General features: G+C 67.9%; 19 protein-coding genes. 12 read left to right on the forward strand and 7 right to left on the reverse strand.

Going from position 1 to position 22,354, the window contains the following annotated elements; all coding sequences use genetic code 11:
• Positions 1–15 precede the first annotated feature (15 nt).
• The 4 genes from SB771_RS15950 to SB771_RS15965 all read right to left on the reverse strand — a co-directional run bounded on the left by SB771_RS15950 (position 16) and on the right by SB771_RS15965 (position 3,487).
• Entirely contained in the window at positions 16–720 is a 705-nt protein-coding gene (locus SB771_RS15950) for an MBL fold metallo-hydrolase (RefSeq protein WP_011659492.1), read from the reverse strand.
• 170 nt (positions 721–890) lie between these two features.
• Entirely contained in the window at positions 891–1,661 is a 771-nt protein-coding gene (locus tag SB771_RS15955) for an ABC transporter permease (protein ID WP_006752704.1), read from the reverse strand.
• A 5-nt stretch (positions 1,662–1,666) separates the two neighbouring features.
• Positions 1,667–2,611 (reverse strand): ABC transporter ATP-binding protein, encoded by a 945-nt coding sequence (locus SB771_RS15960; RefSeq protein ID WP_011659491.1) that lies wholly within the window; start codon positions 2,609–2,611, stop codon positions 1,667–1,669.
• 609 nt (positions 2,612–3,220) lie between these two features.
• Complete coding sequence (locus SB771_RS15965; protein ID WP_175658798.1) at positions 3,221–3,487, reverse strand: hypothetical protein; 267 nt, start codon at positions 3,485–3,487, stop codon at positions 3,221–3,223.
• Between SB771_RS15965 and SB771_RS15970 the strand changes: the two genes are divergently transcribed.
• The 5 genes from SB771_RS15970 (at position 3,477) to SB771_RS15990 (ending at position 9,284) form a co-directional block, all read left to right on the forward strand.
• Entirely contained in the window at positions 3,477–5,075 is a 1,599-nt protein-coding gene (locus SB771_RS15970) for a DUF2957 domain-containing protein (RefSeq protein ID WP_175658799.1), read from the forward strand. The genes SB771_RS15965 and SB771_RS15970 overlap by 11 nt on opposite strands.
• Before the next feature lie 71 nt (positions 5,076–5,146).
• Positions 5,147–6,400 (forward strand): DUF2957 domain-containing protein, encoded by a 1,254-nt coding sequence (locus tag SB771_RS15975; protein WP_175658800.1) that lies wholly within the window; start codon positions 5,147–5,149, stop codon positions 6,398–6,400.
• 74 nt (positions 6,401–6,474) lie between these two features.
• A complete protein-coding gene (locus tag SB771_RS15980; protein WP_011659486.1) occupies positions 6,475–7,299 on the forward strand; it encodes an OmpW/AlkL family protein in 825 nt (274 codons plus the stop codon).
• 123 nt (positions 7,300–7,422) lie between these two features.
• Complete coding sequence (locus SB771_RS15985; RefSeq protein WP_011659485.1) at positions 7,423–7,926, forward strand: hypothetical protein; 504 nt, start codon at positions 7,423–7,425, stop codon at positions 7,924–7,926.
• 230 nt (positions 7,927–8,156) lie between these two features.
• Positions 8,157–9,284 carry a hypothetical protein gene (locus SB771_RS15990; RefSeq protein ID WP_175658801.1) on the forward strand — a complete coding sequence of 376 codons (1,128 nt, stop codon included), beginning with the start codon at positions 8,157–8,159 and terminating at the stop codon, positions 9,282–9,284.
• An 85-nt stretch (positions 9,285–9,369) separates the two neighbouring features.
• On the opposite strand, the gene betA is transcribed toward SB771_RS15990, so the two are convergent.
• From betA to betI, 3 genes are read right to left on the reverse strand one after another with little or no spacing between them, the layout of a single operon-like run.
• Complete coding sequence (gene betA, locus SB771_RS15995; RefSeq protein ID WP_175658802.1) at positions 9,370–11,070, reverse strand: choline dehydrogenase; 1,701 nt, start codon at positions 11,068–11,070, stop codon at positions 9,370–9,372.
• 22 nt (positions 11,071–11,092) lie between these two features.
• Positions 11,093–12,562, reverse strand: coding sequence for a betaine-aldehyde dehydrogenase (gene betB, locus SB771_RS16000; protein ID WP_175658803.1), 1,470 nt, complete (start codon positions 12,560–12,562; stop codon positions 11,093–11,095).
• 31 nt (positions 12,563–12,593) lie between these two features.
• On the reverse strand, positions 12,594–13,178 hold the full coding sequence (gene betI / locus SB771_RS16005; RefSeq protein ID WP_011659481.1) for a transcriptional regulator BetI: 585 nt from the start codon (positions 13,176–13,178) through the stop codon (positions 12,594–12,596).
• Positions 13,179–13,901: 723 nt separating this feature from the next.
• Between betI and SB771_RS16010 the strand changes: the two genes are divergently transcribed.
• From SB771_RS16010 to SB771_RS16040, 7 genes are all read left to right on the forward strand, one after another.
• Positions 13,902–14,804 (forward strand): alpha/beta fold hydrolase, encoded by a 903-nt coding sequence (locus SB771_RS16010; protein WP_175658804.1) that lies wholly within the window; start codon positions 13,902–13,904, stop codon positions 14,802–14,804.
• Between the two features lie 67 nt (positions 14,805–14,871).
• On the forward strand, positions 14,872–15,441 hold the full coding sequence (locus SB771_RS16015; protein WP_175658805.1) for a methyltransferase family protein: 570 nt from the start codon (positions 14,872–14,874) through the stop codon (positions 15,439–15,441).
• Between the two features lie 19 nt (positions 15,442–15,460).
• Positions 15,461–16,744, forward strand: coding sequence for a glycosyltransferase (locus SB771_RS16020; protein WP_175658806.1), 1,284 nt, complete (start codon positions 15,461–15,463; stop codon positions 16,742–16,744).
• Positions 16,741–18,333, forward strand: coding sequence for a DHA2 family efflux MFS transporter permease subunit (locus SB771_RS16025; protein ID WP_175658807.1), 1,593 nt, complete (start codon positions 16,741–16,743; stop codon positions 18,331–18,333). The genes SB771_RS16020 and SB771_RS16025 overlap by 4 nt, the downstream gene beginning before the upstream one ends.
• 10 nt (positions 18,334–18,343) lie before the next feature.
• Positions 18,344–19,282, forward strand: a complete 939-nt coding sequence (locus tag SB771_RS16030; RefSeq protein ID WP_175658808.1) for a glycosyltransferase family 2 protein — start codon at positions 18,344–18,346, stop codon at positions 19,280–19,282.
• 8 nt (positions 19,283–19,290) lie between these two features.
• Positions 19,291–21,114, forward strand: a complete 1,824-nt coding sequence (locus SB771_RS16035) for an efflux transporter outer membrane subunit (RefSeq protein ID WP_175705316.1) — start codon at positions 19,291–19,293, stop codon at positions 21,112–21,114.
• Positions 21,114–22,304: an efflux RND transporter periplasmic adaptor subunit gene (locus SB771_RS16040; RefSeq protein ID WP_175658810.1), complete on the forward strand. Its 1,191-nt coding sequence runs from the start codon at positions 21,114–21,116 to the stop codon at positions 22,302–22,304. Before SB771_RS16035 ends, SB771_RS16040 begins: the two co-directional genes overlap by 1 nt.
• Positions 22,305–22,354 lie beyond the last annotated feature (50 nt).

A 22,354-nucleotide genomic window follows, 5' to 3' on the forward strand; every position in this document is an offset into this window, starting at 1 on the left:
ACGGCGCCGCGCGCGCTACGCCGCCGCGGCCGCCTCGCAGTGGGCGATGACACCGGCGATCACGCGCGGAATGTCGTGCGTGATCGCCGGGCCGTGCATCGGCAGGATGATGTCGAGATCGAGCGCCTGGATGCGGCGCAGCGCGCGCGCCAGGTGCGCGAGCGACGGCAGGTAGTCGGAGCGCGTGATTGCATCGAGGATCTCGGGCAGAGGATCGTCGGCGTCCTCCCGGCCGAAGCGCATCAAAATGTCCGACGACAGCAGCGCCTTGTACGCCGGCAGATACACGACGAGCGCATCCCACTGATGCACGTGCGTCGTGAAGACCGGCACGACCCCGGTGCCCGACAGCGTCGTCGGCTCCCCATCCTTCAGCGGAATCGCGCGCACGCCGAACACGTCGGCGAGCCCCCATGTACACATCGGATGTCCGTACGCGACGAGCGCCGGGTTGGCCGCGAGGAAATCGGGCAGCGCGCCCATTTCGTCCGCCTCGAAGTGCGGGACGATCACGCTGCTGACCATCGACGGCGCGATGCCGACGCCGTCGAGCGCCGCGCTCAGCTGCGTGAAATTGGACCGGGTGCCCGTTTCGACGCACAGCACGTCGCCGTGCGGCGATCGTACGAAGAACTGGCTGAAGCACAGGTTCAGCGTGTCGACGTAGGTCGTCGCGCGAAACAGGCCGTCGCGGACGGCGTCGATTCGGGAGGCGCTCATCGGGGTCCTCGCGCAGGGAAGGGGGCGGTAGCCGCGCCGCCCGTGCCCCGCTCGTTGCGGTGCGGCAGGCGGCAGCGGTCGATCTTCCGATCCAGTCTAGCAGCGCCGCTCCCGATGCGCGAACCGGCGATCGCAGCGGCCGTGCCGGGTGCACGGCAGCACGCGCTGCGTCAGTTCTTCAGCTTGTAGCCGGTGCGGAACATCCACGCGACGATCGCGAGCAGGATCGCGAGGAACAGCGTGGTCGCCGCGAGGCTGATCCCCACGTGCACGTCGGCCAGCCCGTAGAACGACCAGCGGAAGCCGCTGATCAGGTAGACGATCGGGTTGAACAGCGTGACGATGCGCCATGCGGGCGGCAGCATGTCGACCGAATAGAAGCTGCCGCCGAGGAACGTGAGCGGCGTGATGATGAGCAGCGGCACGAGCTGCAGCTTCTCGAAGCTGTCGGCCCAGATGCCGATCACGAAGCCGAACAGGCTGAAGGTGATCGACGTCAGCACGAGGAACAGCACCATCCAGAACGGATGCAGGATGTGCAGCGGCACGAACAGCCCGGCCGTCGCGAGGATGATCACCCCGAGCAGCAGCGACTTCGACGCGGCCGCGCCCACATACGCGATCACGATCTCCCAGTACGACACGGGCGCGGACAATATCTCGTAGATCGTGCCGGTGAAGCGCGGGAAGTAGATGCCGAACGACGCGTTCGAGATGCTCTGCGACAGCAGCGACAACATCACGAGGCCCGGCACGATGAACGACCCGTAGCCGATCCCGTTCACGTCGCTGATGCGCGAGCCGATCGCCGAACCGAACACGACGAAGTACAGCGACGTCGAGATCACCGGCGCGATGATGCTCTGCATCAGCGTGCGGCGCGTGCGGGCCATTTCGGCGCGATAGATCGCGCGGATGCCGTGGAAATTCCAGTTCGCCATGTGCGTTACGCCCCTTGTGCGCCGTTGCGGCGGTTGTCGATCAGGCTGACGAAAATATCCTCGAGCGAGCTCTGCGTCGTATGCAGGTCGCGAAAGCCGATGCCGGCCGAGCCGAGCGCGTTGATCAGCTTCGCGATGCTCGCGTCGTCGCGCTGCGAGTCGTACGTATAGACGAGCGCGGCGCCGTCGTCCGCGCGTTCGAGCCCGAACGTGGCGAGTTCGGCCGGCACGGTCGTAAGCGGGTGTTCGAGCTGCACGGTCAGCTGCTTCTTGCCGAGCTTGCGCATCAGCTCGCGCTTCTCTTCGACGAGCACGAGTTCGCCGCCGAGGATGATGCCGATCCGGTCGGCCATTTCCTCGGCTTCCTCGATGTAGTGCGTGGTCAGCAGGATCGTCACGCCGCTGTCGCGCAGCGAATCGACGAGCTTCCACATGTCGCGGCGCAGCTCGACGTCGACACCGGCCGTCGGCTCGTCGAGGAACAGGATGCGCGGCTCGTGCGCGAGCGCCTTCGCGATCATCACGCGGCGCTTCATGCCGCCCGACAGCGTCATCAGCTTGTTGTCGCGCTTGTCCCACAGCGACAGCGCCTTCAGTGTCTTCTCGATGTGCGCGGGATCGGGTGCCTTGCCGAACAGGCCGCGGCTGAACGACACGGTCGCCCACACGGTTTCGAACGCGTCGGTGGTCAGCTCCTGCGGCACGAGGCCGATCATTTCGCGCGCCGCGCGATACGCGTCGCGGATGTCGTGGCCGCCGACCGTCACGCGGCCCTCGGTTGGCGTGACGATGCCGCAGATCGAGCCGATCAGCGTGGTCTTGCCCGCGCCGTTCGGCCCGAGCAGCGCGAAGATCTCGCCCGGGCGGATGTCGAGGGTCACGTGCTTCAGCGCCTGGAAGCCGGACGCGTAGGTCTTGGAAAGGTCGGAGACGGAAAGGATCGGTTGCATGCTCACGGATGGCACGGCCGGTCGGTCCGACGCCGCGCGCCGCACGTGCCCGGCGCCGCCGCGAAGCGGGCGGGGTCGGGGGCGGCATGGCGAACGGGCGTCATGTCGAACGGCGTTGGGGTGCGGGATCGCAGGACCGCCATATTAGCAATCGGCAGATGGAAATGCATTTCGATGGAAAAGGCATGCGATGCCGGCGCGGGATTTGCGGGAATTGCACATGCGTCATTCAATAAAGGGATGCTTTATTTGAATCGAGCGAACAATACGCGTCGTTTTTGCCCGACCGGTGCGCGAGTCGACCGCCATCGTTCCCCTGCGCGTTACACCGCGTCGGTATTTGTCTGAGCAAATAAATTGAAGGCCGTTTGAAAAACTGTCAAGCACCTTGAACACACTAGGATTGCGCGGTTCGGACACGTTTGGAACTCTGCATCCATTTACTTGTGCGGATCGTCCGATCATAGTCTCGTCCAACGACGCATCACGATAACGAATCAAGCGTACGTACGGAGACCAATACATGAGACGCCTATCCGAGGGCCCGGCCGGACTGCCATGTCCGCGCTTTTCGCTGGATGCGGGCACGACGCGAGTCGCGTGCCCGCGTCATCGCATCGCGTTGCCGCTGTAGCGACGCACCACATTCCGTTTCGATTGTCCCGCCGGCGCCGTGCCGCATGACGGCGCCGCCGGATAGCGCTTGCCTGCCGCGGCGGTCCTGATCGCATTCGCCGATCCAGCCGCGCGGCGCGCATGGCGCGCATCGTCATGCGCCGCGCATCGCTCGCGGCGGCGCAATACCAACCGGCGGGCCATGCAGCCCGTCCGCACGAGACCTGTCGTATCTGAAAAGGAGGGGTTGATGCTTTGCATTCCTGAATGGCGGAAGGCGATCCTGTCGTGCGCCGTGCTGGCGCTGCCGTTCGTCGCCGGTTGCGGCGGCGGCGACGATCCGGGCCCGATCAACGTGCCGCAGTGCTCGGGCAGCGCATGCGGGCCGAGCGGCGCCGAAACGACGCCGCCCGTCGTGACGAAGCTGTGTCCGGATTCGCTCGACTACACGACGACCTACACGGGCGGCGCCGGCAGCGGCGAATACGTGAAGGTGAAGTTCGACACGGCCCGGCTCACCTATCAGATGCAGTTCATCGAATCGTCGGTGCCGACGTCGGCCGGGCAGGTCAACGACACGCGCGCGGGGCTGACGATCAACGGCGTGTTCCATCATCCGACCAACCTGCCGACGGCCGAGCAGAACCGCTGCGCGTTCGTGCTCGACAGCGGCGCGACGAGCGACGGCGCGTATTCGGTGACGATCAAGCGCACCGATCCGCCGATGCTGTTCGTCGGGAACGGCGTGGTCGGCGGCGGGATTCCGGGCGCGACGATTCAATTCGACGGCATTCCGCTCGCGCCGGGTCTCTATATCGGCACCGTGCCGTCGCGCACGTTCGATTTCTATCCGTTCATCGGCTTTACCGACACCGAGACGGATTTCACCAAGGTGGCCGGCGTGTACAACGAAGTCGGCATTCATCTGTCGCCGACGGGCAGCAGCTACCAGACCGCCACCCCGCAAGGCTGGCAGCCGGATGTCGTGAACTGGAACCAGACGCTCGGCGCGGACGGCACGTGCACGATCACGCCGGGCAGCGACTACTCGTGCCAGACGACCGGTACGCCGTGGACGCTGCGCAAGAACGCGGACGGCAGTGCCGACAACGTGTTCGTCAGCAGCGCGAAACCGGGCTTGCCGTATCCGTCGGCCGGCCAGGAGCAGCCGCTCGTGCTGCTGTCGCCGACCCAGGCGCATGGCGTGATGATCGTCGGCAAGCTGAACGGCGCGCTGATACCGATCGTGATTCGCGTCGGCTACTCGCACGCCGATGCAAGCAACCTGCTGGCGTCGGTCGCCGACGCGGAAGTCGGCATCTCGATGCTGTCGCCCGCGCAGGCCGTCGCGGCCAATGTGCTGAAGGGCGGTTTCATCGGGGCGACGAGCGCGTCCGCGTGCGGCGTCGTGACGTCGAACGGCGTGTATGGGGCACCGGGGATTTCGGGACCGAGCTTCGACAGCCTCGTGCCGCATCCGGACCTGCCCGGCACGTTCAACGGCACGTTCTTCATGCCCGAGGCCGGCAACTGCACGGACGGCAGCGCTGTATCGACGCTCGCCGCCAACTACACGTCCACGCTGTTTCAGGGCAATACCGCTGCATTCATCGACCCGCAGACGTCGTCCCTGAGTTCGCAGTTCGCGCTCGACTACACGCAGGCCACGCCCGGCAAGATCAAGGTCACGGCGTCGCAGGACTTCAACGCGAAGGGTGCGAACGGCAACGTGGCGATCTTCAGCAAGGGCGACACGGGCTGGCTGGTGACGGCCGGGAACGTCTACGCGATGGTCGTCAACAACAACAAGATCAACCCGTTCTTCACGGTCGGCGCGTTCGTCCAGTAACGGCGTAACGAACACGGAACACCGGCGGCGCATGCGTCGCCGCCGGCGAATCGAAATTCAAGAGGATTCCTATGAATGTGAAGCATTGGATGGCCGCGGCATCGCTCGCGCCCGTGCTGGCCGCCTGCGGCGGCGACGGCGACCCGCCGCCCGCGCCGGTGGTGCGGCTGTGCCCGCAATCCATCGACTACAACACGGTGTTCATTGGCGGGTCGGGTTCGGGCGAGCTCGTGAAGGTGCAGCTCGACACCACGAAGATGACGTACCGGATGACCTACCTCGCATCGCCCGTGCCGACCACCACCGGCACCGTGCAGCCGACGCGCGACACGGCGCCGGCCAACGTCGTCGACGGCACGCTGGCCGACGAGACCGGCCTGCCGACCGTGAAGCTGAACCAGTGCACGTTCCGGATGCAGAACGCGAGCCTCGACCCGAGCCGGCCGGCACGCCTGTTCCTCGGCGAGGGCGTGCTGGGCGGCGCGATTCCCGGCGCGACGATCCAGTTCGACGGCGTGATCGGCGTCGGCAAGATCACGAAAACGACGTTCCCGTACTACCCGTTCATCAGCTTCTCGTCGCTCGAAACCGATCTGTCGAAGATCGCCGGCGCGTACAACCAGCTCGGCTACCACCAGGTGCCGTCGCAGAACTTCCAGCCGGTGGCGCTCGACCAGCAGGTGACGATCAACGCGGACGGCAGCTACGTCGAAACGGACAACTTCGGCAAGAAGAACGGCGGGCAGCCGCTCGCGTCGAGCGCGACCGTGAACCAGCCGTTCACGCTGCGCCCGGACGCGCCGGCATTCCAGTCGCTGAACTACCAGCCGCAGGTGCCGCCGACGCTCGCCGCGCTCGATCCGGCGAAGGCCGGCAAGGGGATCCTGATCGTCGGCAAGCTGCGCAACCAGCTCGTGCCGGTCTTCATCCGCACCGGCGCCGCGAACGCGGACCTCACGCAGGGCCCGCCGAGCGCGGACGACGAATCGGGCATCTCGTTCCTGAGCCCGCAGGCGGCGGTCGCGCCGGGCTCGCAGAACGGCGAGTACACGGGCGTCGACAGTGCGTTCAACTACCGCGCGACTGCGCTCGTCGGCGCGCAGGCGACGCTGCTCGATCCGTTCAACGCGTCGCAGGCGGCGCTCACGCGTGCGCTGAACCTCGACTACGCGCAGAAGGTGCCGGGCGTCGTGACGACCGTGCATGCGGATGCGGCGTCGGGGCCGGCGACCGGCAAGTTCGTGTTCTCCGGCGGCGTGTTCGGGTTCCTCGACATGGCCGATACGAGCAATCCGTACTTCACGGTCGGCGCGTTCGTGCAGTGACCACGCGCGGATGGAGACACGGCGGCGCCGCGCGCGGATGCGCGGCGCCCGGACAGAACGAGGGGGAAGGTTTCATGAAGAAGCTGATTGTCGCGGGTGTCGTCGCAGGCGTGTCGACGCTCGCATCGGCCCAGCAGGCGGGCGACAACGTCGCGACGCTGGGCTGGCTGCACATCATGCCGCAGGATTCGACCAACGGGCTGACGACGAATCTCGCGAACATGCCGATCAACGGGCCGCTGCGGCTGCCCGGTTCGTTCACGTCGCCGGGCACGAGCCTGACGGTCAACAACGCCGATACGGTCGGCCTCACGCTCACGCACTTCTTCACCGACCACATCGCGGTGACGTCGGTGCTCGGCGTGCCGCCCGAGTTCACGCTGACCGGGCACGGCGTGATCCGGCCGCCCGGCCCGGCCGGCTCGCTCGGCAGCGTCGACATGGACAAGACGTCGAACCAGCCGGCCGTGAAGAATGCGCGGCAGTGGAGCCCGACGATCATTCTTCAGTACTACTTCAATGCGCCGACCGCGAAGTTCCGTCCGTTCGTCGGGATCGGCGTGGCCTACAGCTGGTTCAGCAACATCGAACTGAACGGCAACTTCGCGAAGGACATCAACGAGAACCTCGGCAGCGTGCTCGCGGCCGGCGCCGGCAAGCCGGGGCCGACGTCGGTGGAGGGCAAGGCGTCGTCGTCGTTCACGCCGGTCTACAACGTCGGCGCGAGCTATGCGATCGACAAGCACTGGGGTCTCACGGCGACGCTGACCTACATGCCGCTGAAGACCTACTCGTCGCTCGTGATCAAGGCGGCCGACGGATCGACGCTCGCGACCACGCGCACGCGGCTGAAGGCCGATCCGCTGATCACGTTCGTCGGCATTTCCTACAAGTTCTGAGCCGTGCGGCACGCGTCACGCGTGCCGGCGGCTTCCTGCGACCGAGCGGCCGGAGCGATCCGGCCGGGACGTCGCGTTCCTGGCGGCATGCCGCCATTTGTGAAGAGAGAGGGGGCAGTTCAAATGAGCATTCGCAAAATCGTATCGCTTGTTGCTGCAGTGGCATTCACCGCGGTTTCGGCCGCGCCTGCTTTCGCCGTCACCGTGTCGCGCGCCGACGGTCAGGCCATGAACCCCAACGGGGAGCCGTTCTCCGCGACGGGCCTTACGGCCCTGGCCAAGGGGTCGATCAACGCGACCTGCAACGCGACGTTCAACGGCACGATCTCGTCGACGGGCATCGTCAACATCACGTCGACGACCTTCACGGGCGGCGCGACGTGCGGCCTGATCAGCGGCAGCGCGACCAGCGCGTCGCCGTGGACCGGGCAGGCCGACAGTACGACGCAGCTGTCGATCAACAACGTGAAGGTGAACGTCACGCTGCTCGGCACGTGCGGGCCGAGCAAGGTCGTGACGACGTGGAACGATCCGAACTCGTCGTTGACGTTCAACAATGCCGTGCTGACACCGGACTGTACGGTCGGCGGCACGGTCGTCACGTCGCCGAAGTTCCACGTGCAGTAAGCGTCGCGTGATCGAGGCCGGGCGCCCGCCATCGACGAGGGCCGTGCAAGGATGCGCGGCGGGCGTTCCGGTTTCGAGCTGCATTCGTGTCGTCGCGCGTATCGGCGCGGCGACCGGCTGGCCGCCTGCGTCGCGATCCGACGCGGGCGGCCATACCAGGGGCCGGTGCGACGCACCGTGCCGCCTGCTTCGACCGCACCCAAAACAACACAACCATTCCGATTCGCCACATGCTCACCGACACAGCGAAGTATGGCGCTGCCCGCGGTGCGACGCCTGACCGGCTGCGCACGGCCGCGTGGCTGCAGTATCTGATCGAACACCTGTCCGAAGCGGCTTGCGTGGCGGCGGCCGCCGCCGACGACGGCGCGACTGACGTGCCGCCATCGTCGCCCCCGGCACGCGGCCGAGCGGGCTTGAACCTGTCGCACGAAGCGATCGCCGTCCTGCATGCGCTCGCGCCGTGGATGGCAACGGACGGCGGCGGTTGCGCATGCGATGCGAGCGATCCGCCCGGCGCATGCATGCACGTGCCCGACGCGCGGCAGCTCGCGTACGCGGAGCGATGCTGCCCGGGATCGCGAGCGGTATTCGAAGCCGCGCATGGCTTCGTCGACGCGTGGACCTTCGACGATCCCGACGACGGCTGGGGCGCGCTCGAGCGGATTGCTCGTGGCGTCGCGCGACGCAGCGACGATGCCGACGAGCAGGACGCACGAGCCCGACTCGCGAACGGCGAAGCGTCGCCCGCGAAGAACCTGAGAGAACGACGCGCGGCCGTCGCGGCGGCGTGCGTGGAGCCGTCGGCCCGGCCGGGGGACGTCATCGATGCGATCGTGCTGCGCGTGTGCGGGCCGCGCGACGATGCCGCGCGCATCGACGAGATGGCCGCGCTCGCGCTGTTCTGCGCGGAGCTGGCCGCCGGCAAAGGGATTTCCTTTGCCGCATACGGCGGTCAGCACAATCTCGTCGCGCGCGCGATTCGCGAACGCCGCGGCGATCTTGCGTCGGTGGACGGTCTGCTCGCGGCGGTGTCCGCGTGCCGGCTCGATCGGCTCGTCGGCGCGGGCAGCTTCTGGGCGTACTACCTGCTGGCGGGCATCGTGATCGCGGCGCCTGACATGGTGCGCGCATTCGCGCGCCGCTTCCACGGCGACGCGTGGCAGACGTGGCTCGATGAAACGCTGGCGTGGCCGGCGGTCGGCCGCTTCGGGCGGAAGGAGGAGGTCGCGTTCGAGCATTTGCGCGGCGCGATGAGCCTGACGTCGCGCGCGAATCCGATCGTGCGCGCGAAACGCGTGCGGCCGAGGCGGGCGGCCATCACGCGGTTCCGTACTGGCGCCGGGCGCGCCGAATGAAAAACGGCTCGCGACGAAAACGCCGCGAGCCGTGCATGTTGCTGCCGCCACCGCCGCTGTGCGCAGGGCGGAGGCGCTGATGCGATTACACCGTCTCCGGCTGCCGCACCGCCTTCGCGATATTCCGCGCCATCGCGCCGTTCGCGACGAAGTAAGGCACGTCGACACGCGCGAGCGGCTGGCGGCCGCGGATCTTGTCGGCGATCTTCTCCGCGATCATGATCGTCGGCGCGTTCAGGTTGCCGGTGGTGATGATCGGCATGATCGACGCATCGACGACGCGCAGCCCTTCCAGCCCGTGCACGCGACCTTCTTCGTCGACCACGGCCATGTCGTCGTAGCCCATCTTGCACGAGCACGACGGATGGAACGCGGTTTCCGCGCGGGACCGCACGAACGTGTCGAGCTCCTTGTCCGACTTGCAGTCGGCGCCCGGGTTCAGCTCGCGGCCGCGATAGCGGTCGAGCGCGGGCTGCCGCATGATCTCGCGCGTCGCGCGGATCGCATCGCGGAACTCGCGCCAGTCGAGCGCTTCGGCCATGTAGTTGAACAGGATGCTCGGGTGCGCGTTCGGATCGCGCGAGCGCAGCTTCACGCGGCCGCGGCTCGGCGAACGCATCGACCCGACGTGCGCCTGGAAGCCGTGCATCTCGATCGCGTTCGAGCCGTTGTAGTTGATCGCAACGGGCAGGAAGTGATACTGGATGTTCGGCCACGGATCGTCGTCGCGCGTGCGGATGAAGCCGCCTGCCTCGAAGTGGTTGCTCGCGCCGAGGCCCGTGCCGTTCAGCATCCATTCGAGGCCGATCTTCGGCTGGTTCCACCACTTGAGCGCCGGATACAGCGACACCGGCTCCTTGCACTCGTACTGGATGTACATCTCCAGGTGATCCTGCAGGTTCTGGCCGACGCCGGGCAGGTCGAGCACGATCGGGATGTCGAGTTCCTTCAGCCATGCGCCGGGGCCGACGCCCGAGCGTTGCAGCAGCTGCGGCGACGCGATCGCGCCGCTGCACACGAGTACCTCGCGGCGCGCATGCGCGCTCGCGCGTTCGCTGCCGCGCAGATACGTGACGCCCGATGCGCGCTTGCCGTCGAACAGGATGCGGTCGGCGAGCGCGTGCGTGACGATCTCGAGGTTCGGCCGCCCCTTCGCCTGGTCGAGGTAGCCGCGCGCGGTGCTGGCGCGGCGGCCCTTCGGCGTGACGGTGCGGTCCATCGGGCCGAAGCCTTCCTGCTGATAGCCGTTCAGGTCGTCGGTGCGCGGATAGCCGGCCTGCACGCCCGCATCGACCATCGCCTCGAACAACGGGTTCACGCCCGGCTTGCTGGTCGTGACCGACACGGGGCCGTCGCCGCCGTGATAGTCGTTCGGGCCGACGTCGCGCGTCTCGGCCTTCTTGAAGTACGGCAGGCAGTCGAGATACGTCCAGTTCTCGAGCCCCTTGTGTGTCGACCAGTTGTCGTAGTCGAGCGCGTTGCCGCGGATGTAGCACATCCCGTTGATCAGCGACGAGCCGCCGAGCCCCTTGCCGCGGCCGCATTCCATCCGGCGGTTGTCCATGTGCGGCTCGGGGTCGGTCTCGTAGGCCCAGTTGTAGCGACGGCCCTGCAGCGGATAGGCGAGCGCCGCCGGCATCTGCGTGCGGAAGTCGAAGCGGTAGTCGGGGCCGCCCGCTTCGAGCAGCAGCACCGTGACGTTCGGATCTTCCGTCAGGCGCGTCGCGAGCACGTTGCCCGCGGAACCGGCGCCGCAGATGATGTAGTCGTATTCGCGTGTCGTCATGACGGGGTATCTCCTATCGTTCTCAAAACACCGGGTTGTAGCGGCCGAGCTCGACCTGTACCGACTTGATTCGAGTGTAGTGTTCGAGCGTCGTGATGCCGTTCTCGCGTCCGACACCGGATTGCTTGTATCCGCCAACCGGCATCTCGGCCGGCGATTCGCCCCACGTGTTGATCCAGCAGATGCCGGCTTCGAGGCGATGGATCGTGCGGTGCGCGCGCGACAGGTTCTCGGTCACGACGCCGGCCGCGAGGCCATAGTGCGTGTCGTTCGCGCGGGCGATTACTTCGTCCTCCGATTCGAAATCGAGGATGCTCATCACCGGCCCGAAAATCTCTTCGCGGACGATCTTCATGTCGTCGCGGCAATCGCCGAACACGGTCGGCGCGACGTACTGGCCGCTGGCAAAGTGACCGTCGGTCAGGCGCGTGCCGCCCGCGAGCAGCTTCGCGCCTTCGGCCTTGCCGCTGTCGATGAAGCCGAGCACCTTGTCGAGCTGCGCGGCCGACACGAGCGGGCCGAAGTTGGTGTCGGCATCGGTCGGCTTGCCGACGCGAATCCGCTTCACGCGTTCGAGCACGCGCTGCGTGAACGCGTCCTTGACCGAGCGGTGCACGAACACGCGCGTGCCGTTGGTGCAGACCTGGCCCGAGCTGAAGAAGTTGGCGGTCACTGCGATGTCGGCCGCGCGGTCGAGATCGGCATCCTCGAACACGATCAGCGGCGACTTGCCGCCGAGCTCCATCGTCACTTCCTTCAGCGACGACGCGCCGGCCAGCGACATCACCTTCTTGCCGGTCTCGACGCCACCGGTGAACGACACCTTCGCGATGTCCGGGTGACCGGTGAGCAGCGCGCCGACCGAGCCGTCGCCCTGCACGACGTTGAACACGCCGGCCGGCACGCCGGCTTCCGTATAGATTTCCGCGAGCTTCAGCGCGGTGAGCGGCGTGACCTCGCTAGGCTTGAACACCATCGCATTGCCGGCCGCGAGCGCGGGCGCCGTCTTCCAGCATGCGATCTGGATCGGGTAGTTCCATGCGCCGATGCCCGCGCACACGCCGAGCGGCTCGCGGCGCGTATAGACGAACGACTCGGCGCGCAGCGGCACCTGCAGCCCTTCGATCGCGGTCGCGAGGCCCGCGTAGTACTCGATCACGTCCGCGCCGGTGACGATGTCGACCGCGAGCGTCTCGCCGATCGGCTTGCCGGTGTCGCGCGTCTCGATGGCCGCGAGCTCGTCGTTGCGTTCGCGCAGCAGGTCGACCGCGCGGCGCAGGATGCGCGAGCGCTGCATCGCGGTCATCGCGGCCCATTCGCGCTGGCCTTCCCGGGCCGACGCGACCGCGCGATCGACGTCGGCCGCGCTCGCCTGCTGCACCTGCGCGAGCAGTTCGCCGGTGGCGGGATCGAAGGTGTCGAAAGTCTTGCCGCTGGTGGCGTCGACGTAACCGCCGCCGATGTAGAGGCGCTGCAAACCGTATACGGACATGAGGATCTCCTTGAGGGCGACTGCCTGCGCGTCAGTCGGACGCGAGCAGCAGGTCGATGTAATCGTGGGCGAGCTTCAATGCAGCCCGGGTGTCGATCGGGCCGCCGGCGAGGGCGCCGCGCAGCCACAGGCCGTCGATCAGCGCGGCGAGGCCGCTGGCGGCTTGCCGTGCTTTCGCGCGCGGCAACGCCTTCGCGAATTCCGCGCACAGGTTCGAATGGAGGCGCCGCGTGTTGACGTGCTGCAGGCGCTTGAGCATCGCGTCGTGCATGCTCTGCGACCAGAACGCGAGCCAGGTCTTCATCACGGGCGCGCTGACCTGCGTGTCGTCGAAGTTCGCGGCGACGATCGCGCGCAACCGCGAACGCGGATCCTTGCGCGCGGCGACGCGACGTTGCGTGGTGGCCGCCCACAGATCGCGCAGCACGTGCCGCATCGTCGCTTCGAGCAGGCCGTCCTTGTCGCCGAAGTAGTGGCTGACGATGCCCGTCGAGATGTTCGCGCGCTGCGCGACCGAGGCGAGCGTCGTGCCGGGCAGGCCGGCTTCGTCGATCGAGCGCAGCGTGGCGTCGATCAACTGTGCGCGGCGAATCTCCCGCATTCCGACTTTCGGCATCGCGCACTCCTTTCGCCCGGACGGGCCCGTTCCTGGAAGTCGAGAGCTTAGCGGTTTTTTATTGATCGTTCAATCAATAAAAAACCGGGGTCTGACGGTGGATCTGGTGTCGGAGGCCGGAAACCGACGGCGTCGCCGCGATTGTGCGGATGCGGAAAAACGGATTGAAAGACAGTTAAATAATTTTAAGTTTGTTTAAAACGGATCGGAAAAAGCCGATGCAATAGTTTCGGCTGTTTCCGAATCCGATTTATTACATGTCGAAAGAATGTCGAGCTATGTGAGAATGGTTTTGGATTCGGAAATTTGAATTGCCGAGGACGAGGCCAACATTTTCCGGAAATTCGTTTAAATCAGGCGATTTAAACGATTTATGTGGTTGAATTTAAAGGATAATGTTCGTCGCGCGGCGCATCTCATGATGCACTCGCAAACGATTGCGACCTCTTTTCGTCCGATTCCTCCTACCATAAAAAATGCTGAAAAAATTTGAATCGCTTGTATTCCCGGGTGGAGTAGAGGGAATCGTTGGGGTGACTTGAGTAAGCAATATTTCCCGTATTAGGATGGCGCCGCATCACAAGGAATGAATCGGCGCCGCGGGTATTTTCCGCGGTGCGTCGGCAATGGGCGCGGTCAACGGCCGGAACACGGTCGGCGCCAGCCATTGCGCACCTGCAGCATGCCGCGACGCCGAGACGCCGCATCCACCGGAGAACGACGATGCCGACCGAAAAACACGTGGTCCCGCTGCCGAATGGTCTGAAGGTCTACGTCGAACGGAACGTGTTCGATCCGTCATTCGACACGGCGATGCTCGTCAACGGCGCGCTCGCGACGACCGCGTCGTTCGGCCAGACCGTCCAGTATCTCGGCGAGCGGATGAACACGATCTGCTTCGACCTGCCGTATGCCGGGCAGTCGCGCCAGCACAACCCCGGCAGCTTCATCCTGACGAAGGACGACGAGGCCGCGATCCTCCAGCATCTGGTCGAGCACTTCGCGCCCGCGTTCCTCGTGTCGGTGTCGTGGGGCGGCGTCGCGTCGCTGTTCGCGCTCGCGCGCGGCTGCCCGAGCGTGCGGCGCGCGGCGATCTGTTCGTTCTCGCCGTTCCTGAACGACGCGATGGTCGACTACGTGACGCGTGCCCGCGACCACATCGCGGCCGGCGAGAACCTGAAGGCGGCGCAACTGCTGAACGACACGGTCGGCCGCTACCTGCCGCGCATCATGAAGCTGTACAACTACCGCTACCTGACGCGCCTGCCGCGCGACGAGCAGGATCAGGTCGCGTTCCACGTCGACCAGATCCTGTCGTTGCAGCCGGAGCGCTATCTGAGCGAGTTCTCGAACATCGGCGCCGAGCTGCTGTTCGTGAACGGCGAGCGCGATGAATACACGACGCCGGCCGACGTCCGCCAGCTCGCCGCGCACGTGCCGCGTGCACGCTTCGCGACGATTCCCGACGCGGGCCATTTTCTCGACATCGAAGGCCGCGCGCAGCGCGAGGCCACGCGTGCCGCGCTGCTCGGCTTCTTCTGCGACGCGCCGCCCGTTGCCGCGGGCGTCGGGCTCGGCGCCGCACACGCGTGCGTGTCCGCGCCGATGCCGGCCATGTCGTCGTGACGCGGCACGTCGCGCACCGCGCACGCCGCGCGCATCCGAATTCTCATCCACACGAGGCAGGCCAGCCGTGAATATCGTTCAGACCATCGCCATCGTCGTTCCGTGGGCCGCGTGGCTCGCCTACTGGATCATGACGTCGCAGGCCGTGAAGACGACCGTGCGCAAGGAGGCGTCGCGCTCGCGCACGCTGCAGTCGATTCCGCTGATCGTCGGCGGCGCGCTGATCATCCTGCCCGACCTGACCCTGCGCGCGTGGGTGCCGGACTGGCAGCGCTTCGGCCTGCAGGCCCAGTGCGGGCTCGCGGTGCTGATCGCGGGCCTGCTGTTCTCGGTGTGGGCGCGGCTGCATCTCGGCACGAACTGGAGCGTGTCCGTCACGCTGAAGGAGAACCACGAGCTCGTGCGCACCGGCCCGTATGGCCTCGTGCGTCATCCGATCTACACCGGCTGCCTGATCGCGTTGGTGGGCGCCGCGCTGATCGGCGGCGAGTGGCGCGGTGCATTCGGCGTCGCGCTGGTGTTCGCGTCGCTCGCGTACAAGGTGCGCGTCGAGGAGAGCTGGCTGACCGGTCATTTCGGGCCGGCGTACGCGCAGTACCGTCGCGAAGTCGCGGCGCTGATCCCCGGTTTCTACTGATCTTTCCGCGAGGCGCGCGATGGCGAAGATGATCGTGACCGCGATCGGCTCGGCGGGCGACGTGCATCCGCTGCTCGGCGTCGCGCGCGCGCTCACGATGCGCGGCCACGAGGTCGTGTTCTGCACGCATCCGCCGTTCGAGGCGACCGTGCGCCGCTGCGGGTTCGCGTTCGTGCCGGTCGGCACCGCGGCCGAGTACGAGGCCGCGATGGCGAACCCGGCGCTGTGGGATCCGCGCACGTCGTTTCGCACGCTGTGGCAGGTGATCGCCCCCGTGCTGCGCCCGCACTACGACGCGCTGTGCGCACTGACCGATCGCGACACCGTGCTGGTCGGCACGCTGTGGGCGTTTTCCGCGCGCTTCATGCAGGAGCGGCACGGCACGCCGTACGTATCGGTGCAGGTGTCGCCGTCGACGCTGCTGTCCGCGCATGTGCCGCCGACGCATCCGCGCCTGACGATTCCCGCGCGCTGGCCGCTGCCGGTGAAGGCGGCGCTGATGACGCTGATCGAGCGGCAGGTGCTCGACCGCGTGTGCGGGCCGGCGCTCAATGCGGTGCGCTGCGACCTCGGGCTCGCGCCCGCGCGGCGCGTGCTGGGCCGTTGGCTGCATTCGACCGATGGTGTGCTGTGCCTGTTTCCCGACTGGTTCGCGCCGGCGCAGCGCGACTGGCCGGCGCGTCTTCTGCAAAGCGGCTTTCCGCTGTTCAACGATGTCGCGACGCCCGACGACGATCCCGCGCTCGACGCGTTTCTCGCGGCCGGCGAGCCGCCCGTGGTGTTCACGGCCGGGTCGACGCGCGTCGATCACGCCGTGTATGCGCGTGCGGTCGCCGACGCGATGCGCGCGACCGGCACGCGCGGCATCCTGCTGAGCCCGCACGATGCAGCACCGGACGGCGACCGGCTGCTGGTGCGCCGCTTCGTGCCGATGCGTACGCTGCTGCCGCGTTGCCGCGCACTCGTGCATCACGGCGGGATCGGCACCGCGGCGCTCGCGTTTGAAGCCGGCATCCCGCAGGTCGTGACGCCGTTCGCGCACGACCAGTTCGACAATGCGCAGCGCGTCGCGACGAGCGGTGCCGGCATACGCATCGACGCGCCGGTCGACGGCGCGCGGCTCGGTGCGGCGCTCATGCGCGTACTGAACGAGCCCGAATTCGCGGTGTATGCGGAGCGCGCGCGGACGCTGATCAACGCCGCGCCGAATGGATGCGAGACGGCCGCCGATTTCATCGAGCGCCTTGCACCGAAACGTGGACGCGCGATCTCGCCGGCCGCGGATGCGATGGCGGGCGCATGAGCACGGCATCGCCGCTTCAGGACGCAGCCGCGCCCGCCGCTTTCGACGCGGTCTCGGCGGCGCCTGCCGCGGCACCGGTCCGCGGCGCACGGCTCGCGCTCCTGACGTTCGCGCTGTCGCTCGCGACCTTCATCGAAGTGCTCGACTCGACCGTGACGAACGTCGCGGTGCCGGCGATCTCCGGCAGTCTCGGCGTGTCGAACAGCCAGGGCACATGGGTGATCAGCTCGTATTCGGTCGCGGCCGCGATCGCGGTGCCGCTGACCGGCTGGCTCGCGCGCCGCGTCGGCGAGCGGCGGCTGTTCGTCGGCGCGGTGCTGCTGTTCACGCTGACGTCGCTGCTGTGCGGGCTCGCACGCGACCTGCACGTGCTGGTGGTCTGCCGCGCATTGCAGGGGCTGTGCTCGGGGCCGATGGTGCCGCTGTCGCAGACGATCCTGCTGCGCACGTTCCCGCCGGACAAGCGCACCGTCGCGCTCGCGCTGTGGGCGATGACGGTGCTGCTCGCGCCGATCTTCGGGCCGGTGGTCGGCGGCTGGATCGTCGACAGCTTCTCGTGGCCGTGGATCTTCCTGATCAATCTGCCGATCGGGCTGTTCTCGTTCGCGGTGTGCACCGCGATGCTGCGCCCCGACGCGCAGCGCGGCGCGGCCGGCCCGATCGACGTGCCGGGCATCGTGCTGCTCGTGATCGGCGTCGGCTCGCTGCAGGCGATGCTCGATCTCGGTCACGACAAGGGCTGGTTCGATTCGCCGCTGATCGTCACGCTCGCGGTGGTCGCCGGGCTCGCGATCGTGTCGCTGCTGATCTGGGAGGCGGGCGAAGCGCATCCGGTCGTCGACCTCAGCCTGTTTCGCGACCGCACGTTTTCGTTCTGCGTGCTGATCATCTCGCTCGGGATGATGAGCTTCTCGGTGGTGGGCGTCGTGTTTCCGCTGTGGATGCAGGCGGTGATGGGCTACAACGCGTTTCACGCGGGCCTCGCCACCGCATCGCTCGGCGTGCTCGCGCTCGTGTTCTCGATTCTCGTCGGCCTGCATGCGCACCGCTTCGATGCACGCGTGCTCGCGACGTTCGGCTTCCTCGTGTTCGCGGCCGTGCTCGCGTGGGACGCGCATTTCACGCTGAAGATGACGTTCGCGCAGATCGCCGCGCCCGGGCTGATCCAGGGGATCGGACTGCCGTGCTTCTTCATTCCGCTGACGGCCGCGACGCTGTCGCGCATTCCGGACGACCGGCTCGCGGCCGCGTCGAGCCTGTCGAACTTCCTGCGCACGCTGTCCGCCGCGTTCGGCACCGCGATGAGCGTGACGCTGTGGGACAACCGCGCGACCTATCACTACGACGTCGTGTCGCAATCGGTCACGCACGCATCGACGAACACGCAGCGCTTCGTGCATACGCTGAACGCGATGGGCGTGGATGGCGTGCGCGAGCTGTCGACGCTGCACCAGGTCGTGATGCAGCAGGCGTACATGATGGCGACGGGCGACATGTTCTGGATGGCGAGCATGACCTGCGTCGTGCTCGCCGCGATGATGTGGCTGACGCGGCCGAAGCGCGGCGCCGCGGTTTCGCTCGGACATTGAGGAGAGGGGCATGACGACACTCGGCGCACTCGTGATCCTGTATCACCCGACCGACGCGCAGCTCGCGGCGCTCGGCGCGTGGCGGCACGCGTGCGACGCGCTGCTGGTCGTCGACAATACGCCGCAGCCCGATGTGCGAGCCCGCGCGCTGTGCGCGCGCGACGGCATCGCGCTGCTGCATCACGGCAACCGCGGCGGCGTCGCCGGCGCGTACAACGCGGGGCTCGCGGCGCTGTTTCGGCGGGACGTCGATGCCGTTGCGCTGTTCGACCAGGATTCGTCGGTGCCGGCCGGTTACTTCGCGACGATGCGCGACGTGTGCGCGGGGCTCGCGGGGCGCGCCTTCCTCGCCGGCCCGCGCATCTTCGACGAGAACGCGCGCAGCTTCCTGCCCGAACTCGCGACGAACGGGATCTCGCTGCGCCGGCTGCGCGTCGCGCCCGACGCGCCGCCGCAGCGCTGCGCGTTCCTGATCTCGTCGGGCTGCGTCGTGTCGCGCGGCGCGTTCGACGTGCTCGGCCGCTTCGACGAGACGCTGTTCATCGATCACGTCGACACCGAGTACAGCTTCCGCGCGCTCGCGCGCAACGTGCCGCTCTATGTCGTGCCGTCGCTGGTGCTGAAGCACCGGATCGGCGCGAAGCAGCGGCATGCATTCGGTCCTTTCGAAATGACGTCGATGAATCACTCGTGGCAACGGCGCTACTACAGCGCGCGCAATGCGGTGCAGCTCGGGATGCAGTACGGGCTGCGCTTTCCGGTGGCGATGGTGCCGAACCTGCTGACCGTGTGGCAGGTCGTGCAGATCGCGCTCGTCGAGCGCGACAAGCGCGCCAAGCTCGCCGGCATCCTGTACGGCATCGCGGACGGCCTGCTCGGCCGGCTCGGTCCGCTCGAGCGTGCGCGGCCGCGCTTGGCCGCACGCGCGCAGCGCGTCCAGCAGGGTTGAGGGAAGCGATGGAACGCATCATGAAAGCGGCGCGACCGGCGCGACCGGCGCGACCGGCGCGCGGCGGGCAGGGCGGCTGGACGATGCTCGCGGCGGCCGCGCTGCTGGCGCTGGGCGGTTGCGTGCCGTCGGGGTTCCTGCCGTCGCTGTCGCTGCGCGCACCGGCCGGCGACGCGCTGGCGCACACCGCGGGCCCCGGTGTGCACGGCGCGTGGCCCGCACCCGACTGGGTGAAGCAACTGCAGGATCCGCAGCTCGACGAACTGGTGGCGGAGGCGTCGCGGAACAATCCCGACCTGCAGGTCGCGCAGGCGCGGCTGCGGATCGCGCAGGCGCAGCTTCGGCAATTCGATTCGCTGACGGGGCTGACCGGCACGGCCGGCGCGACGGTCAGCCGCGCGCGGATGCCGAAGCCGGGCGACGTCGCCGACGTGTCCGTCGGCGGCTATCGTGTGCCGGTCGAGATCTTCGGCGATCCGGTCGTGTCGCCGTCGTCGATATTCGTCGGGCTGAACTACCAGCTCGACCTGTGGGGCAAGAACCGCGCGGCGACGAAGAGCCTGATGTCGCTGCGCGACGCGACCGGCGTCGAGGCCGAGCAGGTTCGGCTCACGCTCGCGGTCGCGATCGTCACCGTGTATTGCCAGCTCGACCAGGCGTACGCGGTGCGCGACCTGTTGCAGCAGAAACTGAAGATCAGCCAGCGCGTGACGGCCGTGCTGCGCGAGCGCACCGCGCGCGGCCTCGACAACGCGTACGACGCGAGCGACGCGTCGATCAAGCGCACCCGCCTGCTCGAACAGATGGCGCTGAACGACGAGCAGATCAAGCTCGCGCAATTGCAGCTCGGCGTGCTGTCCGGTCGCGGGCCCGAGCGTGGGCTCTCGCTGCAGCGGCCGCGCGTCGGCGCGTTCCCCGGCGGCGCGCTGCCCGCGCGGCTGCCGGCCGACCTGCTCGGCCGCCGGCCCGATATCGTCGCCGCGCGCCTGCGTGTCGAAGCCGCGTTCGCGAATGCCGATTCCACGCGCGCGCAGTTCTATCCGGACGTGAACCTCGTCGCGCTCGGCGGCGTGTTCGCGCTGACGCCCGCGTCGCTGTTCTCGCGCGACGCGATCGCCGGCTCCGTCGGCCCCGCGATCTCGCTGCCGGTGTTCGATCGCGGCCGGTTGAAGGCGAAGCTCGGTGCGGACGTCGCGCAGGCCGACGTCGCGATCGGGCTGTACAACAAGACGGTGGACGACGCGCTCGGGCAGGTCGCGCAGATCGTCACGTCGTTGCAAACCGCGCAGACGCTCGTCGCACAGCAGCAGGACGCCGTCGCCGCCGCGCAGAAGATTGTGCAGATCGCGGCCGACCGCCATCGGCGCGGCGTGCTGATGCAGAAGGACGTCGATGTCGCGGACCTCACGCTGATCGACGAGCGCGCGCAGCTGATTGCGTTGCTCGGCCGGCAGCGGACGCTGCGCGTCGGGCTGGTCGGCGCGCTCGGCGGCGGGTTCGATGCGAGCGCGGCGATGGCGTCGGCATCGGCATCGCCGGTCGCGACACGTACCGCGCAAGGCGCGCGGCCGAAGCGCGGCGCGATGGCGAGCGCGGCGGCTCTCAATGCGACGAACGCCGGCACGGAAGCACGTCGCGCGGCCACGTCCGTCAATGGCGCCGCGCCGATCGACCCACCGGCGGCGATCGCGACGCCGCGCAGCGCGGCGGCCGACAGCGCGAGCGTGAGCACCGGCACGCGCAGCGCGGTACCCATCGTCTCGGCCGACCCGCGCGTGAGCGCGATCCCCCTGTTCCAGCATGACCGCCTGATCGTTACGCAAAGCGACTGATGCACCACGACAACCTTCATACCGCCGCGGAGCCGGCCGCACTGAACGATCCGGCACTCGACGCGCGCCGGGCGACCCGCCGCAAGCGCTTCACGTGGTTCTTCGCGGTCGTGCTGCTGGCCGCGCTCGTGTGGATCGCGTTCTGGCTGCTGCACGACCGCTATGTCGAGGACACCGACGACGCATACGTCGCGGGCAGCATCGTGCAGGTCGCCGCGCAGATCCCGGGCGCGGTGACCGACGTGCTGGTCGCCGATACGCAGGCCGTGCGCGCCGGGCAGCCGCTCGTGCGGCTCGACGACACCGAAGCGTCCGTCGCCTTCGCGCAGGCGAAGGCGCAGCTCGTGCAGGCCGTGCGGCAGGTCGCGAACGCGAAGATCTCGAACACGATGTACGTGGAAGCCGTGAACGCGCGCCAGGCCGACCTGTCGCTCGCGCAGCGCGCGCTCGCCGCGCGTTCGGGCGCATCGGTCGAGATCGTCGCGCCGGAGGAGCTGGCGCGCGCCCGCGCGGCGGTCGCCGGCGCGCAGGCGAACCTCGCGGCCGCGCAGGCGCAGCTCGAAGCGGCGCGGGCGCTCGGCAGCAAGCTGCCGGTCGACGAAAGCCCCGCCGTCGTGCAGGCGGCCGCGCAGTTCAGGCTCGCGTACCGGAACCTGAAGCGCACGACGATCGTCGCGCCGGTCGACGGCACGGTCGGCCAGCGTTCGGTGCAGGTCGGCCAGCAGGTCGGGCCCGGCGTGCCGCTGATGTCGATCGTGCAGCTGAACCGGCTGTGGATTGAAGCGAACTTCAAGGAAGGGCAGATCCGCCACATGCGCATCGGCCAGCCGGTCGACGTGGTGTCGGACCTGTACGGATCGCGCGTCGTCTATCGCGGCCGCGTGCAGGGCTTCTCGGCCGGCACCGGCAGCGCGTTCTCGATGCTGCCGTCGCAGAACGCGGCCGGCAACTGGATCAAGGTCGTGCAGCGGGTGCCGGTCGTGATCGCGATCGATCCCCGCGACCTGGCCGCGCATCCGCTCAGGGTCGGGTTGTCGATGCGCGCGACCGTCGATACGCGCAACCGCGACGGCCACGCGCTCGACAGCGAGCCGCCGACGCCGGCCGTCAGCACGCGCATGCACGACGGCGTCGCGAGCGACGCGCAAGCGGCTGCCGCCGCGATCATCCGCGAGAACCAGGGCGGATAACGCTCGCCCGGCCGGTGGGGCGGGCCGACCCGATCGCTTGAACCGGCCGG

The organism is Burkholderia sp. SIMBA_051, assembly GCF_046534915.1.
Taxonomy (GTDB): Bacteria; Pseudomonadota; Gammaproteobacteria; order Burkholderiales; family Burkholderiaceae; genus Burkholderia; species Burkholderia ambifaria.

Bases quoted from the DNA above. Each gene is read 5' to 3' on its own strand.
- SB771_RS15950 (WP_011659492.1), bottom strand. From the start codon at position 720: ATGAGCGCCTCCCGAATCGACGCCGTCCGCGACGGCCTGTTTCGCGCG.
- SB771_RS15955 (WP_006752704.1), bottom strand. From the start codon at position 1,661: ATGGCGAACTGGAATTTCCACGGCATCCGCGCGATCTATCGCGCCGAA.
- SB771_RS15960 (WP_011659491.1), bottom strand. From the start codon at position 2,611: ATGCAACCGATCCTTTCCGTCTCCGACCTTTCCAAGACCTACGCGTCC.
- SB771_RS15970 (WP_175658799.1), top strand. From the start codon at position 3,477: ATGCTTTGCATTCCTGAATGGCGGAAGGCGATCCTGTCGTGCGCCGTG.
- SB771_RS15965 (WP_175658798.1), bottom strand. From the start codon at position 3,487: ATGCAAAGCATCAACCCCTCCTTTTCAGATACGACAGGTCTCGTGCGG.
- SB771_RS15975 (WP_175658800.1), top strand. From the start codon at position 5,147: ATGAATGTGAAGCATTGGATGGCCGCGGCATCGCTCGCGCCCGTGCTG.
- SB771_RS15980 (WP_011659486.1), top strand. From the start codon at position 6,475: ATGAAGAAGCTGATTGTCGCGGGTGTCGTCGCAGGCGTGTCGACGCTC.
- SB771_RS15985 (WP_011659485.1), top strand. From the start codon at position 7,423: ATGAGCATTCGCAAAATCGTATCGCTTGTTGCTGCAGTGGCATTCACC.
- SB771_RS15990 (WP_175658801.1), top strand. From the start codon at position 8,157: ATGCTCACCGACACAGCGAAGTATGGCGCTGCCCGCGGTGCGACGCCT.
- betA (WP_175658802.1), bottom strand. From the start codon at position 11,070: ATGACGACACGCGAATACGACTACATCATCTGCGGCGCCGGTTCCGCG.
- betB (WP_175658803.1), bottom strand. From the start codon at position 12,562: ATGTCCGTATACGGTTTGCAGCGCCTCTACATCGGCGGCGGTTACGTC.
- betI (WP_011659481.1), bottom strand. From the start codon at position 13,178: ATGCCGAAAGTCGGAATGCGGGAGATTCGCCGCGCACAGTTGATCGAC.
- SB771_RS16010 (WP_175658804.1), top strand. From the start codon at position 13,902: ATGCCGACCGAAAAACACGTGGTCCCGCTGCCGAATGGTCTGAAGGTC.
- SB771_RS16020 (WP_175658806.1), top strand. From the start codon at position 15,461: ATGGCGAAGATGATCGTGACCGCGATCGGCTCGGCGGGCGACGTGCAT.
- SB771_RS16025 (WP_175658807.1), top strand. From the start codon at position 16,741: ATGAGCACGGCATCGCCGCTTCAGGACGCAGCCGCGCCCGCCGCTTTC.
- SB771_RS16030 (WP_175658808.1), top strand. From the start codon at position 18,344: ATGACGACACTCGGCGCACTCGTGATCCTGTATCACCCGACCGACGCG.
- SB771_RS16035 (WP_175705316.1), top strand. From the start codon at position 19,291: ATGGAACGCATCATGAAAGCGGCGCGACCGGCGCGACCGGCGCGACCG.
- SB771_RS16040 (WP_175658810.1), top strand. From the start codon at position 21,114: ATGCACCACGACAACCTTCATACCGCCGCGGAGCCGGCCGCACTGAAC.